Source organism: Streptomyces sp. NPDC102402 (genome assembly GCF_044765765.1).
In the GTDB taxonomy this organism is placed as follows: Bacteria; Actinomycetota; Actinomycetes; order Streptomycetales; family Streptomycetaceae; genus Streptomyces.
In genome coordinates this window covers 183544-198506 of the sequence record NZ_JBIWKR010000002.1, presented here as the reverse complement: position 1 = coordinate 198506, position 14963 = coordinate 183544, and the positions used below count along the sequence as shown (strand labels likewise).

Below are 14963 nucleotides of genomic sequence, written 5' to 3'. Positions count from 1 at the left end.
CCCCTTCGACGCGGGTGGAGAGCCAGAATCGCCCCTGCGGGGGCGGTTGGGGAGACCTGGGACATGACCGGACGTGTCAGTACGACTTCGGCAGGCCCAGGGTCTGGTGGGAGACGTAGTTCAGGATCATTTCCCGGCTGACGGGCGCGATGCGGGAGACGCGCGCCGCCGTGATGAGAGAGGCGAGCCCGTACTCGCGGGTCAGGCCGTTGCCGCCGAGCGTGTGGACGGCCTGGTCGACGGCCCTGACGCAGGCTTCGGCGGCGGCGTACTTCGCCATGTTGGCGGCCTCGCCCGCGCCGACGTCGTCGCCGTCGTCGACGAGCCTCGCGGCCTTCTGCATCATCAGCCGGGCGAGCTCCAGCTCGATGTGCGCCTGGGCGAGCGGATGGGCTATGGCCTGGTGGGCGCCGATGGGCGCGCCCTTCCAGACGGTGCGGGTCTTCGCGTAGTCCACGGCCCGTTCGAGGGCGTAGCGGCCCATGCCGATGGAGAAGGCGGCGCCCATGACGCGTTCCGGGTTCAGCCCGGCGAAGAGCTGGAGCAGTCCGGTGTCCGCCTCCTCGCCGACGAGTGCGCCGGAGGGCAGGCGTACGTCGTCGAGGACCAGCTCGAACTGCTTCTCCGCGGCCTGGAGTTCCATGTCGATCCGGGTGCGTGTGAACCCCGGGGCGTCGCGGGGGACGATGAAGAGGCAGGGCTTGAGCCTGCCCGACCTCGCGTCCTCGGTCCGGCCGACGATCAGGGTGGCGTCGGAGATGTCCACACCGGAGATGAAGACCTTGCGGCCGGTGAGGACCCACTCCTCGCCGTCCCGGCGGGCGGTGGTGGTGATGCGGTGGGAGTTCGATCCGGCGTCGGGCTCGGTGATCCCGAAGGACATGGTCAGGGAGCCGTCGGAGAGCCCGGGGAGCCAGGCCCGCTTCTGGTCCTCGGTACCGAAGCGGGCGATGACCGTGCCGCAGATCGCGGGTGAGACGACCAGCATGAGGAGGGGGCTGCCGGCCGCTCCGAGCTCCTCCAGGACGATGGAGAGCTCGGCCATGCCGCCGCCCCCGCCGCCGTACTCCTCGGGGAGGTTGACGCCCAGGTAGCCGAGCTTGCCGGCCTCCTCCCACAGTTCGCGGGGGTGCTCGCCCTTACGGGCCAGGCCCATGGTGTAGTCGCGGCCGAACCGCTTGCCGAGGGCGGCGACGGCCGCGCGGAGGGCCTGGTGCTCTTCGGTTTCGAGGACGGTGCTCATGGGGTCGTCTCCTCCTGGTGCGCGGGTGCGTGCGGGGATGCGGGCGCGGGTGCGTGCGGGGACGCGTCCTGTACGACGGCGAGCAGAGCGCCGACCTCGACCTGGAGTCCGGGGGCGGCGTGGAGTGCGGTGAGGGTGCCGGAGGCGGGGGCGAGGATGCGGTGTTCCATCTTCATCGCCTCCAGCCAGATCAGCGGCTGCCCCGCCTCGACCGCGGCGCCCGGCGCGAGGCCCTCGGCGAGGCGGACGACGGTGCCCGGCATGGGGGCGAGCAGGGAGCCGGGTTCGGTGCGTTCGGCGGGGTCGGTGAAGCGGGGCAGGGCGGTGAAGGTGTACCCGCCGGAGGTGGTGTCCACGTACACCCGGTCGCCGTGGACGTGGACGTCGAAGTGGCTGGTCACGCCGCCGATGTCGAGGGTGGCGCGGACGCGTCCGCCGGAGACGACACGGACGCCCTCCGTGCCGACGGCCAGGCCGTCGCGGGTGGGGTGGTAGGTGATCTCGTACGTCCCTCCGTCCGGTTCGGCGCGGTAGCGCCGGAGCTGAGGCTGCGAGGGGAGGTTGCGCCAGGCGCCGAAGCGCATGAACCCCCGGACGTTGAGCGTGGCGTTGCGGGCCGCCTCGACGACGGCGGCGGCGGTCGCGGCCTGCCGTACGGACACCTCGTCGAGCGCGGAGGTCAGGGCCGCCAGGTGGCGTTCGTAGAAGCCCGTGTCCAGGCGGGCCGCCAGGAAGTCCGGGTGGCGCAGGGAGCGGACGAGCAGCTCGCGGTTGGTGACCGGGCCGTGGATGCGGGCACGTTCCAGGGCGCGGGCGAGAAGGCGGACGGCCTCGGTGCGGGTGGGGGCGTGGGCGATGACCTTGGCGAGCATCGGGTCGTAGTGCACGCCGATGGTGTCGCCGCCGGTGTAGCCGGTGTCCAGACGCAGCCCGGGTTCGTCCGGCATGTCGAGCGTGAGCAGTGCTCCGGTCTGCGGCTGCCAGTCACGCGCCGGGTCCTCGGCGTAGAGCCGGGCCTCGACGGCGTGGCCCGTCGGCTGCGGTGGTTCGGTGGAGGGCAGCGGGTCCCCCTCGGCGATCCGGAGCTGGAGCGCGACGAGATCGAGCCCGAACACCGCCTCGGTCACCGGGTGTTCGACCTGGAGGCGGGTGTTCATCTCCAGGAAGTACGGGCGGCCGTCGGCGACCAGGAATTCGACGGTCCCGGCGCCCCGGTAGTCCACGGCGCGGGCGGCGGCGACGGCGGCCTCGTGCAGCCGCTCGCGCAACGCGTCGTCCAGGCCGGGGGCGGGGGCCTCCTCGATGACCTTCTGGTGACGGCGCTGGAGCGAGCAGTCACGGGTACCGAGCGCCCAGACCCCGTCGTGCGCGTCGGCCATGATCTGCACCTCGACGTGCCGGCCGCGCTCCACGTACGGCTCGGCGAACACCTCCCCGTCGCCGAACGCGGACAGCGCCTCGGCACGGGCGGCAGTCAACTCCGTCGGCAGCTCGCTCAGTTCGCGCACGATCCGCATCCCCCGCCCCCCGCCGCCCGCAGCCGCCTTCAGCAGCAGCGGCAGATCGGCGTCGGTGGCGGCAGCCGGGGAGACGGGGGCGAGCAGCGGCACCCCGGCGGCGGCCATCAGCTCCTTGGCCCGGGTCTTGGACGCCATCAGCTCGACGGCCTTGACCGGCGGGCCCACCCAGACGAGGCCCGCGTCCTGCACGGCCCTGGCGAATCCCGCGTTCTCGGAGAGGAAGCCGTACCCCGGGTGCACGGCGTCGGCGCCCGCGGCGAGCGCTGCTGCGACGACGAGGTCGCCGCGCAGATACGTGTCGGAGGGGGCGGCCCCCGGGAGGCGTACGGCGGTGTCGGCCTCCCGTACGTGCAGGGCGCCGGCGTCCGCGTCGGAGTACACGGCGACGGTGGAGATGCCCAGCTCGCGGCAGGTGCGGAAGATCCGGCAGGCGATCTCGCCCCGGTTGGCGACCAGCAGTGCGGTGATCATCCTGTGCCTCACATCCGGAAGACGCCGAAGCCGCGCGCGCCTTCGACCGGTGCCGTGTGGATCGCGGACAGGCACATCCCGAGGACGGTCCTGGTGTCGCGCGGGTCGATGACCCCGTCGTCGTAGAGCCGCCCGGAGAGGAACATCGGCAGCGACTCGGACTCGATCTGCTGTTCCACCATGGCGCGCAGCCCGGCGTCGGCCTCGTCGTCGTAGGGCAGGCCCTTGGCCGCGGAGGAGGCGCGGGCGACGATCGAGAGGACGCCCGCGAGCTGCTGGGGTCCCATGACGGCGGACTTGCTGCTGGGCCACGCGAAGAGGAAGCGGGGGTCGTAGGCCCTGCCGCACATGCCGTAGTGGCCGGCTCCGTAGGAGGCGCCCATCAGGACGGACAGGTGCGGGACCCGGGAGTTCGACACCGCGTTGATCATCATCGCGCCGTGCTTGATGATGCCGCCCTGCTCGTACTCCCTGCCGACCATGTAGCCGGTGGTGTTGTGCAGGAAGAGCAGCGGGATGTCGCGCTGGTTGGCCAGCTGGATGAACTGCGCGGCCTTCTGCGACTCCTCGCTGAACAGCACGCCCTGCGCGTTGGCGAGGATGCCGACGGGATAGCCGTGCAGACGCGCCCAGCCGGTGACCAGGCTGGTCCCGTAGAGCGGCTTGAAGGCGTCGAAGTCCGAGCCGTCGACGAGCCGGGCGATGACCTCGCGGGGATCGAAGGGGACCTTGAGGTCACCGGGCACGATCCCGGCCAGCTCGTCCTCGTCGTACTTCGGGGGCTCGGCGGGGCCCGGGTCGGAGTGCGCCTTGCGCCAGTTGAGACGGGCGACGATCCGGCGGGCCTGGCGCAGCGCGTCGTGCTCGTCCACGGCGTAGTGGTCGGCGAGTCCGGAGGTGCGGGCGTGCATCTCGGCGCCGCCGAGCGACTCGTCGTCGCTCTCCTCGCCGGTGGCCATCTTCACCAGGGGCGGGCCGCCGAGGAAGACCTTGGACCGCTCCTTGATCATGACCGTGTGGTCGGACATGCCGGGGACGTACGCGCCTCCGGCGGTGGAGTTGCCGAACACCACGGCGACGGTGGGGATTCCGGCGGCGGACAGCCGCGTCAGGTCCCGGAAGAGCGCCCCGCCGGGGATGAAGATCTCCTTCTGCGAGGGCAGGTCGGCGCCGCCGGACTCCACCAGGGAGACACAGGGCAGCCGGTTGGCGAAGGCGATCTCGTTGGCCCGCAGGGCCTTCTTCAGGGTCCAGGGGTTGGAGGCGCCACCGCGCACCGTCGGGTCGTTGGCGGTGATCAGGCATTCGACACCCTCGATCACCCCGATCCCGGTGACCAGGGAGGCGCCGGTCGTGTAGTCGCTTCCCCAGGCGGCGAGCGGGGACAGTTCGAGGAACGGGGTGTCCGGGTCGACGAGCAGCTCGATCCGCTCGCGGGCGAGGAGCTTGCCGCGCCCGCGGTGCCGGGCCACGTACTTCTCGCCGCCGCCCGCCAGGGCCTTGGCGTGCTCGGTGTCCAGTTCGGCGAGCTTCGCGAGCATGGCCTCGCGGTGGGCGGCGTATTCGGGGGCCGCGGTGTCGAGCGCGGTGGGCAGGACGGTCATGCGCGCACCTCCGGTTCGTCCTCGTCGAGCAGGTGCAGGGGTACGGGCACGTGGCGGGAGCGCAGCCACTCCCCCACCGCCTTGGCCTGCGGATCGAAGCGCGCCTGCGCGGCTACGCCGTCTCCCAGGAGGCCGTGGACGACGAAGTTGAGGGCCCTCAGACGGGGCAGGACATGGCGTACGACGGTGAGTCCGGCGGTCTCCGGCAGCAGTTCCCCGAAGCGGGCGACGGTCAGTTCGTGGACCAGCCACCGCCAGGCGTCGTCGGAGCGGACCCATACGCCGACGTTGGCGTCCCCGCCCTTGTCCCCGCTGCGGGCGCCCGCGACGCGTCCGAGGGGCACGGTCCGGGTGGGTCCGGCGGGCGGCGGACCGGGCGGCTCCGGCTCCGCCACCTCGGCGAGTTCCGCGTACGGTCCGGCTGCCGGGACGCTCTCCCGCGACCCGTCGGGCAGCACGGCGACATGGTCGACCTCGCCGGCCGGCACGTACGCGGCCTCGAACACGCCGTACGGCGCGCCCTTCCCGGGCGGCGCGGTCACGTGGAAGCCCGGGTAGCTGCCGAGGGCCAGCTCGACGGCCGCCCCGGACACGGCGCGTCCGACCGCCTCCGGGTCGGGATCGCGTACGACGAGCCGGAGCAGCGCGCTCGCGGTCTCCTCGGTGTCCGCGTCGGCCCGGTCGGTGCGGGCGAGCTCCCACCGCACCTCTTCCGGCTTCGAGCCCGCCCGGCCGAGGGCGTCGGCGAACTGGTCCCGGACGAGCCGGGCCTTGTCCTCGACGTCGAGGCCGGTGAGCACGAACACGACCTCGTTGCGCCAGCCGCCGAGCCGGTTGAGCCCGACCTTCAGCGTGGGGGGCGGGGCCTCGCCGCGTACACCGCTGATCCGCACCCGGTCGGGCCCGTCCGGTGCCAGGGTCACGGTGTCGAGCCGGGCGGTGACGTCGGGCCCTGCGTAGCGGGCGCCGCCGGTCTCGTACAGCAGTTGCGCGGTGACGGTACCGGTGTCGACGACTCCGCCGGTGCCGGGGTGCTTGGTGATGACGCTGCTGCCGTCCTCGTGGATCTCGGCGAGCGGGAAGCCGGGGCGGCGGACGTCGTGGTCGCCGAAGAAGGCGTAGTTGCCGCCGGTGGCCTGCGTCCCGCACTCCAGGACGTGCCCGGCGACGACCGCCCCGGCGAGGGCGTCGTGGTCGCCCGGCCCCCACCCGAAGTGGGCGGCCGCGGGCCCGGTGACGAGGGCGGCGTCGGTGACCCGGCCGGTGACGACGATGTCGGCCCCCGCCCGCAGGCAGGCGGCGATGCCCGCGCCGCCGAGGTAGGCGTTGGCGGTGAGGTGGCCGTCCGGCACGGGGCGGCTGTCGCCCTCGACGTGTGCGACGCGCACGGGCACGCCCGTCCGGTCCGCCAGTTCCCGTACGGCGTCGGCGAGGCCCGCCGGATTCAGCCCGCCGGCGTTGGCGACGATCTTCACGCCCTTCTCGTGGGCGAGTCCGAGGTTCTCCTCCAGCTGGCGCAGGAACGTCGTGGCGTATCCGCCCTTCGGGTCCTTGAGCCGGCTCCGGCCCAGGATGAGCATGGTGAGCTCGGCGAGGTAGTCCCCGGTGAGGACGTCCAGCGGGCCGTCGGTGAGCATCTCGCGCACGGCGTCGAAGCGGTCGCCGTAGAAGCCGGAGGCGTTGCCGATGCGCAGCGGCCGGGTCATCGGTCCGCCTTCGGGGGGCGCCCGGGTCCGGCGGGGCCGGCGAAGGCCTGCGCGATGTCCAGCCACCGCCCGGCGTCCTCGCCCACCGCCTCGACGGCGAGGTCGTCGCGGTGGGCGCGCTGGGTGACGAGCAGGCAGAAGTCGAGGAGCGGCCCGGTGACCCGCTGCGCGGCGTCCTCGGGGCCGTACACGGTCAACACGCCGTCGTCGGAGCGCAGTTCTACCCTGAACTGCTCGGCGGGCGGTTGCAGCCCCCGGACGAGGTAGGCGTAGTCCCGGGCCCGTACGCCGATCCTGGCGACGTGCCGCAGCCGTGCGGTGGGCTTCCTGGTCACGCCGAGCGCGTCGGCGACGTCCTGGCCGTGCGCCCAGGTCTCCATGAGCCTGGCGGTCGCCATGGAGGCGACGCTCATGGGCGGCCCGTACCAGGGAAGCTTCGTCCCCGCGGGCGCCGCACGCAGGGCCTCCTGCAACCTGGCCCGTCCGGCCCGCCACTCCACGAGCAGCGCCTGGGGCGTCAGGGCCGTGACGGCCTCCTCGGCCGCCTCGTCGACGAACGCCTCGGGGTCGGCCAGGGCTCTGTCGACCTCTGCGGCGAAGGCGTCGGGCTCGGTGGCGGCGACCAGGGCCACCTCGTCGGTCCAGTTGAGGTGGGCGACCTGGTGGGCGACGGTCCACCCAGGGGCGGGGGTCGGCGTGGTCCACTCCTGCGCACTCAACCCGGCTACCAGCAGGTCGAGTTCGTCGCTCTCCTCACGCAGGTCGTCGAGCACGGCGGCGGTCACGGCCGATGCGTCGGGCACGGTGCGCTCCCCTCGGGGCGTGGCGGTGTGCCCCGGAGCATGCCAGCGGCCCATAAAACAAGCAAGCGTGCTTGCATGATTTTTCTGAGGCCGGGCCTGCCCCGGCCGCCCCTCGCCCCCGGGGACCCCGCGCTCAGAGGACGGCGAAGGCGTCCTCCACCGCCCGGCAGGTGGCGTCGAGGTCGGCGTCCGACACGACGGCCGGAACGAACCAGCAGGCCATGGCGTAGGCGTTGGTGTGCACACCGCGTTTGAGCAGCTCGTGCCGGAAGGCGTCGTACCGGCCCCCGTCCGCCTGGAGGAGGTCCCGGTACTGCCGGGTGGGGGAACCGTCCGGGGTGAACACCACCTGGAACATGGCCCCGACGCCCTGGACCGCACACGGCACACCCCGGTCGTGGGCAGCGCGGCGCACCGTCTCCATGATCCGGCGACCGGTCTCGTCGATCCGTTTGGTGACGGCGGGGTCGTTCAGCGTACGGAGTGTCACGAGAGCGGCCGTGGCGCACAGGGGCGACGCGTTGTAGGTACCTCCGTGCTTCACCTGCCCGCTCGCCAGTGGCTCCATCACCTCCCGCCGGCCCGCGAAGGCGGCGATCGGCAGTCCTCCGCCCAGCGCCTTGGAGTAGACCGCGAGATCCGGGACCACCCCGAAGAGCGTCTGTGCCCCGCCGGGGCCCGTCCGGAACCCGGTGCACACCTCGTCGAAGATCAGCACGAGCCCCCGTGCGGTGCACTCCTGCCGCAGCAGGTCCAGGAAGCCCGGATCGGGCATGGTGCAGGCGTTGTTGGCGACAATGGGCTCACAGATGACGGCGGCGAGGTCGGGACGGGCGTCGAGGACGGACCTGAGCGCCGCCGGGTCGTTCCACGGGCAGACGACCACGTCGTCGACGACGCCCTGCGGGATGCCCGGTGAGTGGGGCACGGCATGCGGCGCTCCGTAGGGGCCCGCTTCGGCGGCGGTGGGACGGTTCGAGACCGCGAGCGTGTCGGACCAGCCGTGGTAGTGCCCCTCGAACTTGAGGATGGTGGACCGTCCGGTGTATCCGCGGGCGGCACGCACCGCCCCCTGCACGGCCTCGCTCCCCGAGTTGGCGAAGCGGACCAGCTCCGCGCAGGGCACCATCCGGCATATCAGCTCGGCGAGTTCGACCTCCGGAACGTTGCAGGTACCGAACATCGTCCCCGTCCGGAGCACGTCGGTGAGGGCGTCCGTGAGCAGGGGGGACGCGTGCCCGAGGACGGCGCTGCCGTAGGAGACGAGGTAGTCGATGTAGTCGTTGCCGTCCACGTCCCGGACGCGCGCGCCCGATCCGCTGGTCATGTAGAGCGGGTAGGGGTGCGGTCCGGTGGAGGTCAGCCGGGCGGAGGAGCTGATCCCTCCGGCCAGGGACCCCTGTGCGCGCTCGAACCAGGACCGGCTGCCGTCGGTACCGCCGAGCGCCGGGAAAACGCCATTCATCGCTGCTCCAGTTTGAGTGGGAGGGCCGCGGGACACGCTCCGGAGGCCGGTGTCCGGACGCGGTTTCGCTGAGACGGGGTGTGCAGCATGGCGGTGAGGACGGCTGTTGTCACGGGGGCGGGGAGCGGTGTCGGGCGGGCCTGCGCCCTGGGTCTGCTGGCGGACGGCTGGACGGTCGTCCTCGCCGGGCGGCGCCGCGCCCCGTTGGAGGAGACCGCACGGCTCGCCCCCGTACAGGACCGGAGCCGGGCCGTCGCGGTCAGCGCCGACATCACCGACCCGGCGGCGGTGGACACCCTGTTCGGCACCGTGCAGGAGCGCTTCGGCCGGCTCGATCTGCTCTTCAACAACGCCGCGGACACCATGCCGTACATCCCCACCGAGGAGGTGCGGGTCGAGGACTGGAACCGCGTCATGGCGTCCATCGCCACCGGGACCTTCCTCTGCTCGCAAGCGGCGTTCCGGATGATGAAGGCGCAGTCGCCCCGGGGCGGCCGGATCATCAACAACGGTGCTCCTTCCGCCCAGGCGCCCCGGCCCGACTCGGTCGCCTTCACCGCCGCCAAGCACGCCGTGGCGGGGCTGACCCGTTCCCTGTCGCTCGACGGCCGCCGCCACGACATCTCCTGCGGCCAGATCGACATCGGCAACGTGACCCCCGAGGACCGGCCGCAGCCGGCCGTGCGCCAGGCCGACGGCTCGCTCAGGGCCGAGCCGACCATGGACATGCGGCACGTCGTGGACATGGTCCGGGCCATGGCCGCGTTACCGGCCGGGGTGAACATCCAGTCGGTCCTGGTGATGCCGAGTTCCATGCCGTACGTCGGCCGGGGGTAGCCCCGCGACGTACGCGTTCACCCACCGGCCCGGCACCAGCCGGCCTGCCTGCTGCCAGGCCAGCATCCGGTGCAGCCCGTCGAGATGGACCAGGCCGCGGCGGGTCGTGAGCCCTTCGTAGTCCTCACCCGGCACCGCTTCGGTGCTGAGGAAGAACGAGCGCGGTGTCGCGTGGGTCTGGCGTGCGAGCTTGAACGCGCAGAGCGGGTTGGTCTCGGCGTACGAGGTGCCCAGCCCGGCGAGCCGGGATGCCGCCGCCGCCACCGTCAGGCCCGTTCTCGGGATCAGCTCGACGCCGCCGTCCTCCCCGAGATGCCAGGGCAGTACGACGCCGAGTACCTCGGTGCCCTCCAGCAGCACGTGGTGCCAGCGGCCGCGGAAGGCCCCCTGTGCGCTGCGGATGTGGGTCTCGGCCTCGTCGTTCGAGTTGGCGTCGTCGCCCTCGTGGTACGGGTGCTCCAGGCGGAAGCGGGCCATCAGCGCATCGAAGGTGACTTCTCCCAACACCTTCATGCCACCGGCCCCCAGCCCGTTCCCGGGTACTCGCTGAAGTGCCGCTCGGCGAAGAGGTCGGGCCTGCGCCCGCCCCCCAGCCGCCGCCTGCGGCCCACGTCCAGCACCGCCCGCCAGTACGGCTTGACCGGGGGCCAGAGCACACCGGTCCGGCAGTAGGACGCGTCGATCATGTAGCGGTGGCGTCCGTCCGACCGCGCATCGGACGCCGCACGTCTCGTGTGGAAGAGAGCCGAGTGCAGGAGGACGGTGGAGCCGGGCGGAAGGTCGTCTATGACCACCTCGCCCGGCTGTTCGGCCGTCCCCAGGTCGCTCCATGCGTCCTTCTCCGCGACCTGCCTGTGCGATCCGGGGAGCAGGGCCAGCGCCCCCATGCCAGGACGCAGGCCCTCGATGTAGTGCAGTGCGTGGACCATGGGGTGGTCCCGGTCCTTCTGCGGGTGCTGCTCGTAGTCGTGGTGCCACGCCTTGCCGCTGCCTCCGGGCAGGCGCCGGTCGCTGTGGAGGTGGTGGAAGACGAAGGTCCGCCCCAGCAGGGACTCCGTCTCGAGCAGCTCCAGCAGAGGTTCGTAGGCAGCCAGTTCCGCGTGGGAGTCCATCTCGAGCTCCACCAGCGGCGGCGGAGCGCTGCCGGAGTCCGCGCACGCGTCGATGGACACCTGCCTCAGGCCCCGGTCGACCCACCGGTCGACTTCGGGCACGAGTCGCTCGACGAGGGGCGCGGGGAGGAACCCGGGCAGGAGGAGATAGCCGTTCTCGTGGAACCGGGCGAGCTGCACATCAAGATCCATGATGTCGATCATGCGATGAAACCCCCAGAATTCACCGAGATGCCAACTAAGAGCATGGTCGGGTGGTCCGAGGCTTTCTATCCCACGCACTCACGTCGCACGCCTGACGCGCCGACAATGGCCAAAGCCGGGCCGTCTGGCCGGAACCGCGGCGAAGGCGCGTACCTCCCGGCCGGAGCCGAGGAATGGCCGGTGACGGCCGCACCGGGCCCAGCAGGCCGCGCCGCTGCCGCGCGGCCTGCTTACACGCCGTCTCCGTTCATGCTCAGAACGTAACAAGCCCGACGGAGGTACCGCCCTGCCCTACGTAGGGCAGGGCGGTACCGTTCAGGCATGATAAAGACGACTGTGTACCTTCCGGAGGACCTGGAAGTGCGACTGAACGCCGAGTCGTCGGCCACGGGGATAAGCAAGGCCGAGCTCATCAGGCGAGGCATCGCCATGATCCTCGACGACGCGGAACGGCCCAAGCGGAACCGGAGCCTCCCGGTCTTCGACAGCGGGCGCCCGCTCACCCCAGAGGCGATGGACGACGCGGTGTACGAACACATCAAGGAACGAGCAGCGCGCCGTTGATCATCGTCGCCGACACCTCCGCCCTCTACGCGGCCTTCGACTCCGCGCAGCCGGAGCATTCCGGCGCGGCAAAGATCCTCGCCGACGAGACACTGGCCATCTCCCCGTTGGTCGTCACGGAACTGGACCACCTCGTACACCGGGATCTCGGCTTCCCGGCCACCATGCAGGTGATGGAAGCACTCAACTCACGCATGGCGGATGGCCAGTACAGGCTCGCCGACCTGAAGCCCGCCGACCTGAGAGCGGCGCACGAGGTGCGTCGCACGTACGCAGGGCTCCGGCTGGACCTCGCGGACGCGGTGGGCGTCGTCCTCGCCGACCGCTACAGGACCGACCGCGTCTTCACGCTCGACCAGAGCGACTTCCGGGCGATCACACCGCTCACCCCCGGCCTGACCGCGTTCCGGATCCTTCCGGTCGACGGCTGAACCAACCCCGCCGCTACTCGGTGCGGTCGCCCTCCGCCTGCGAGGGTTCGGTCCGGGGGACGTCGGGGTGGGTCTCGGGGGCCTGGCCGCGCACGGCCGGCTCGTCGCGCTCGCCCTCGGCCTGGGAGGGGGTGTGGGAGTACAGCCCGGCGTATTCGTCGGTTTCCTTGGGGGCACCCATGCGTGGGCCTCCTTCTTCCGCTCCCTTCCATCGTGCCTCGCGCGCCCGTTCCCGGCGCGGTGACCACGGGCGCCCCCGGGAAGGCGGCCCGCTACTGCCCCTTCGACGCCGCCTCGGCCATCCTCGCCGTGGTGCTGCCACCGTCCAGCGCCTCGCGGATGATGTCCGCGTGACCGCTGTGGTGGGCGATCTCCCGGAAGATGTGCCACAGGACGCGGCGGACGGTCCAGACGACCGGCTCCGGGGGCGACCAGGGATACGAGGGCAGCGTGACCTCGCGGTCGAGGTCGGCCTCCTCGCGCACCGTACGGTCGAACGCGGCCGCCGCCGTGTGGAAGGCCTCCAACAGCCCGGGCACCGTCTCGCCGTCGGTCATCCGGTTGCCGTCGGGGTCGAGGTCCGCCCAGCCGACCTCGGCGGGGGCGGTGCCCTCGACGACGTCGAGCCAACTGCGCTGCACGAGTCCGAGGTGCTTCAGGAGTCCGCCGAGGGTCAGCTCGCTGACCGTCGTCCGGGCGCGGGCCCCGGCGTCGTCGAGTTCCGCGACGGTGTAGAGAAAATTGGTGCGCTGATCGGTCACGAGCGCCAGCAGGTCGTCGCGTTCCGGCATGTGTTCCTCCAGGTCGGCCATCAAGGCCACCCTAGGATCGGGCGCCCGGCCGCGCAGGCGAACGGACGGACGCCCCGCGCCACGGGCTCACCGCTTGCGGGACTGCCGCCCCTGGCTGCGTACGGCGCCGATGCTCGCCCCGATCACCAGGGCGATGGCCAGGGCGTCGGTCGAGGAGAGTGCCTGGTCGAGGAGGAGGAAGCCCGCCGTGGCCGCGATGGCCGGTTCGAGGCTCATCAGGACCGCGAAGGTGGGCGCGGGCAGCCGCCGCAGGGCCATGAGTTCGAGGGTGTACGGCAGGACCGAGCTCAGCAGCGCCACGGCGACACCCAGGGCCAGCGTGGACGGGACCGCGAGCTTCGAACCGGATTCCAGGATGCCGAGCGGCAGCGAGAGGACCGCGGCGACGACCATGGCCAGGGCCAGCCCGTCCGCCTGCGGGAAGCGGCGGCCCGTACGGGCGCTGAAGAGGATGTACACCGCCCACATGGCGCCCGCGCCCAGGGCGAACGCGGCCCCGGCCGGGTCCAGGCGGTCGAATCCTCCGCCCCCGAGCAGGACGAGACCGCCGAGCGCCAATGCCGCCCAGACGAGACTGACCAGCCGGCGGGAGGCGATGACGGACAGGGTCAGCGGGCCGAGCACCTCCAGGGTGACGGCCGCGCCCAGCGGGATGCGGTCGATGGCCTGGTAGAAGAGCAGGTTCATGGCGCCCATCGCGACGCCGAAGGCGACCACGGTGCCCCAGTCGGCGCGTGAGTGCCCTCGCAGCTTCGGCCGGCAGACGACCAGCAGGATCAGGGCGGCGGCGGCGAGACGCAGGGTGACGACGCCGAGCGCGCCCGCCCTCGGCATCAGCAGGGCGGCGACCGCCGCGCCGAACTGGACGGAGAGCCCGCCCGCCACCACCAGCGCGACCGGACCGAGTGCGGCGCCACGACGAGCCGGGCCACCGCCGGGCCCGTCGAGCGCGGACACCGCCTCGGGGACGGCGACGGCTGCGACCGACTCTGTGGCAACGCGGGGGTCGTTCACCGGGCACCTTTCCTTCAGTTCACTGGAATGCACTTCCTGGTACACAGTACGGCACTGACGGCGATGGCCTCACGCCCTCACGGTAGGGACCCGCGCGCCTCCCGTGAAATGCCCATTGCGCTCACGTTATGCTCAGGACGCATGAGCACTGGACAGGGCATCGGAGGCGGCGGACGGAGTATCGAGGTCCGGCACCTCCGCGCCTTCCTCGCCATCGCCGACGAGGGCAGCGTCACCCGTGCCGCCGTCCGCCTGCGGGTCACCCAGCCCGTCGTCTCCCGCACACTCGCCGCCCTGGAGCGGCACCTCGGCGTCCGGCTCGTCGACCGGTCCACCCACCACCTCGCCCTCACCTCCGAGGGTGTCGCCTTCCGCGACAAGGCCGCCGCGGCGGTCGGTGCCTTCGAGGAGGCCCTCGATCCCGGCCGTCTGCACCACTGGCCGCTGCGGGTCGGGCACGCCTGGTCCGCCTTCGGGCCGTACACCACACCGCTGCTGCGGACCTGGCAGCGGCGCCACCCCGGGACCCCGCTCGAACTGCTCCGCATCGACGACCGCACGGCGGGCCTCACCCGGGGTGAGGTGGACGCCGCGCTCCTCCGGGGGCCCGTGGACACCCCTGGGCTCGTCACCGAGGTGCTGTTCTCCGAGGGCCGGGTGGCGGCCGTGGCCGCCGACGGCCCGCTCGCCGCCCGCGCCTCGCTGTCCCTGGCCGATCTCACCGGCGACGCCGTGGTCCTGAACACCGTCTCGGGGGCCACCACGCTGGACCTGTGGCCCCCGCACGACCGGCCGGCGGCCACCGTCACCGTCGCCAACACCGACGACTGGCTCACCGCCATCGCGGCGGGACGCGGCTGCGGGGTCTCGGGCAATTCCACCGCCCAGATGCATCCGCACGCCGGGGTCTCCTACGTACCTCTGGACGACGCCCCTCCGCTCCCCGTCCTGCTGGCCCGGCGGGACGGCCCCGGCCACCCCGCCCTGCCCCTGCTGGCGGAGCTCGCGCGGGAGATCGTGGCGCGCGAGCAGCGGACGCGACCCGGAGATCACGCGGGGTAGCGGGGAACGCGGGCGGGCGTGCGGCGGCACCGGTCGGACCGCGTCTGACGTCGCACAGGCCTTCGCCGGTACGTTCCGCGTGGAGGGCCCGCGGAGAGACCCATGGCCCCTCCCC

Annotated in this window: 15 protein-coding genes; 4 read left to right on the top strand and 11 right to left on the bottom strand. The window is 72.4% G+C overall.

Annotated elements, in window-relative coordinates:
- Positions 1 to 76: 76 nt before the first annotated feature.
- The 6 genes from ACIRJR_RS05730 to ACIRJR_RS05705 all read right to left on the bottom strand — a co-directional run bounded on the left by ACIRJR_RS05730 (position 77) and on the right by ACIRJR_RS05705 (position 8812).
- Positions 77 to 1243 carry an acyl-CoA dehydrogenase family protein gene (locus tag ACIRJR_RS05730; RefSeq protein WP_403774358.1) on the bottom strand — a complete coding sequence of 389 codons (1167 nt, stop codon included), beginning with the start codon at positions 1241 to 1243 and terminating at the stop codon, positions 77 to 79.
- Positions 1240 to 3234, bottom strand: coding sequence for an acetyl/propionyl/methylcrotonyl-CoA carboxylase subunit alpha (locus ACIRJR_RS05725; protein WP_403774355.1), 1995 nt, complete (start codon positions 3232 to 3234; stop codon positions 1240 to 1242). The genes ACIRJR_RS05730 and ACIRJR_RS05725 overlap by 4 nt, the downstream gene beginning before the upstream one ends.
- Before the next feature lie 8 nt (positions 3235 to 3242).
- Positions 3243 to 4838: an acyl-CoA carboxylase subunit beta gene (locus ACIRJR_RS05720; protein WP_403774352.1), complete on the bottom strand. Its 1596-nt coding sequence runs from the start codon at positions 4836 to 4838 to the stop codon at positions 3243 to 3245.
- The gene (locus tag ACIRJR_RS05715) at positions 4835 to 6544 is read right to left on the bottom strand and encodes an acyclic terpene utilization AtuA family protein (protein ID WP_403774349.1); all 1710 of its coding nucleotides are present in this window, start codon (positions 6542 to 6544) and stop codon (positions 4835 to 4837) included. The genes ACIRJR_RS05720 and ACIRJR_RS05715 overlap by 4 nt, the downstream gene beginning before the upstream one ends.
- The gene (locus ACIRJR_RS05710) at positions 6541 to 7347 is read right to left on the bottom strand and encodes a TIGR03084 family metal-binding protein (RefSeq protein ID WP_403774346.1); all 807 of its coding nucleotides are present in this window, start codon (positions 7345 to 7347) and stop codon (positions 6541 to 6543) included. The genes ACIRJR_RS05715 and ACIRJR_RS05710 overlap by 4 nt, the downstream gene beginning before the upstream one ends.
- Positions 7348 to 7480: 133 nt before the next feature.
- Complete coding sequence (locus tag ACIRJR_RS05705; RefSeq protein ID WP_403774343.1) at positions 7481 to 8812, bottom strand: aspartate aminotransferase family protein; 1332 nt, start codon at positions 8810 to 8812, stop codon at positions 7481 to 7483.
- An 87-nt stretch (positions 8813 to 8899) separates the two neighbouring features.
- Between ACIRJR_RS05705 and ACIRJR_RS05700 the strand changes: the two genes are divergently transcribed.
- On the top strand, positions 8900 to 9649 hold the full coding sequence (locus ACIRJR_RS05700) for an SDR family oxidoreductase (RefSeq protein WP_403774340.1): 750 nt from the start codon (positions 8900 to 8902) through the stop codon (positions 9647 to 9649).
- Here ACIRJR_RS05700 and ACIRJR_RS05695 read toward each other — a convergent pair.
- Together ACIRJR_RS05695 and ACIRJR_RS05690 are read right to left on the bottom strand one after the other, a co-directional pair.
- On the bottom strand, positions 9578 to 10162 hold the full coding sequence (locus ACIRJR_RS05695; RefSeq protein WP_403774337.1) for a DUF6309 family protein: 585 nt from the start codon (positions 10160 to 10162) through the stop codon (positions 9578 to 9580). The two genes, ACIRJR_RS05700 and ACIRJR_RS05695, sit on opposite strands and share 72 nt — an antisense overlap.
- Positions 10159 to 10953, bottom strand: a complete 795-nt coding sequence (locus tag ACIRJR_RS05690; RefSeq protein WP_403774334.1) for a phytanoyl-CoA dioxygenase family protein — start codon at positions 10951 to 10953, stop codon at positions 10159 to 10161. The genes ACIRJR_RS05695 and ACIRJR_RS05690 overlap by 4 nt, the downstream gene beginning before the upstream one ends.
- A gap of 333 nt (positions 10954 to 11286) precedes the next feature.
- On the opposite strand from ACIRJR_RS05690, the gene ACIRJR_RS05685 reads away from it, so the two are divergent.
- On the top strand, positions 11287 to 11529 hold the full coding sequence (locus tag ACIRJR_RS05685; protein WP_403774331.1) for a ribbon-helix-helix domain-containing protein: 243 nt from the start codon (positions 11287 to 11289) through the stop codon (positions 11527 to 11529).
- Positions 11526 to 11960: a type II toxin-antitoxin system VapC family toxin gene (locus tag ACIRJR_RS05680; RefSeq protein WP_403774328.1), complete on the top strand. Its 435-nt coding sequence runs from the start codon at positions 11526 to 11528 to the stop codon at positions 11958 to 11960. The genes ACIRJR_RS05685 and ACIRJR_RS05680 overlap by 4 nt, the downstream gene beginning before the upstream one ends.
- A gap of 13 nt (positions 11961 to 11973) precedes the next feature.
- Here the strand turns inward: ACIRJR_RS05680 and ACIRJR_RS05675 are convergent, their stop codons facing one another.
- From ACIRJR_RS05675 to ACIRJR_RS05665, 3 genes are all read right to left on the bottom strand, one after another.
- Positions 11974 to 12141, bottom strand: a complete 168-nt coding sequence (locus ACIRJR_RS05675; RefSeq protein WP_403774325.1) for a hypothetical protein — start codon at positions 12139 to 12141, stop codon at positions 11974 to 11976.
- Between the two features lie 91 nt (positions 12142 to 12232).
- A complete protein-coding gene (locus ACIRJR_RS05670) occupies positions 12233 to 12751 on the bottom strand; it encodes a DUF664 domain-containing protein (RefSeq protein WP_403776361.1) in 519 nt (172 codons plus the stop codon).
- 87 nt (positions 12752 to 12838) lie between these two features.
- Positions 12839 to 13786: an EamA family transporter gene (locus ACIRJR_RS05665; protein ID WP_403774322.1), complete on the bottom strand. Its 948-nt coding sequence runs from the start codon at positions 13784 to 13786 to the stop codon at positions 12839 to 12841.
- Positions 13787 to 13927: 141 nt separating this feature from the next.
- Here ACIRJR_RS05665 and ACIRJR_RS05660 point away from each other — a divergent pair, with 141 nt between their 5' ends.
- The gene (locus ACIRJR_RS05660) at positions 13928 to 14848 is read left to right on the top strand and encodes a LysR family transcriptional regulator (RefSeq protein WP_403774320.1); all 921 of its coding nucleotides are present in this window, start codon (positions 13928 to 13930) and stop codon (positions 14846 to 14848) included.
- The last annotated feature ends 115 nt before the right edge of the window (positions 14849 to 14963 follow it).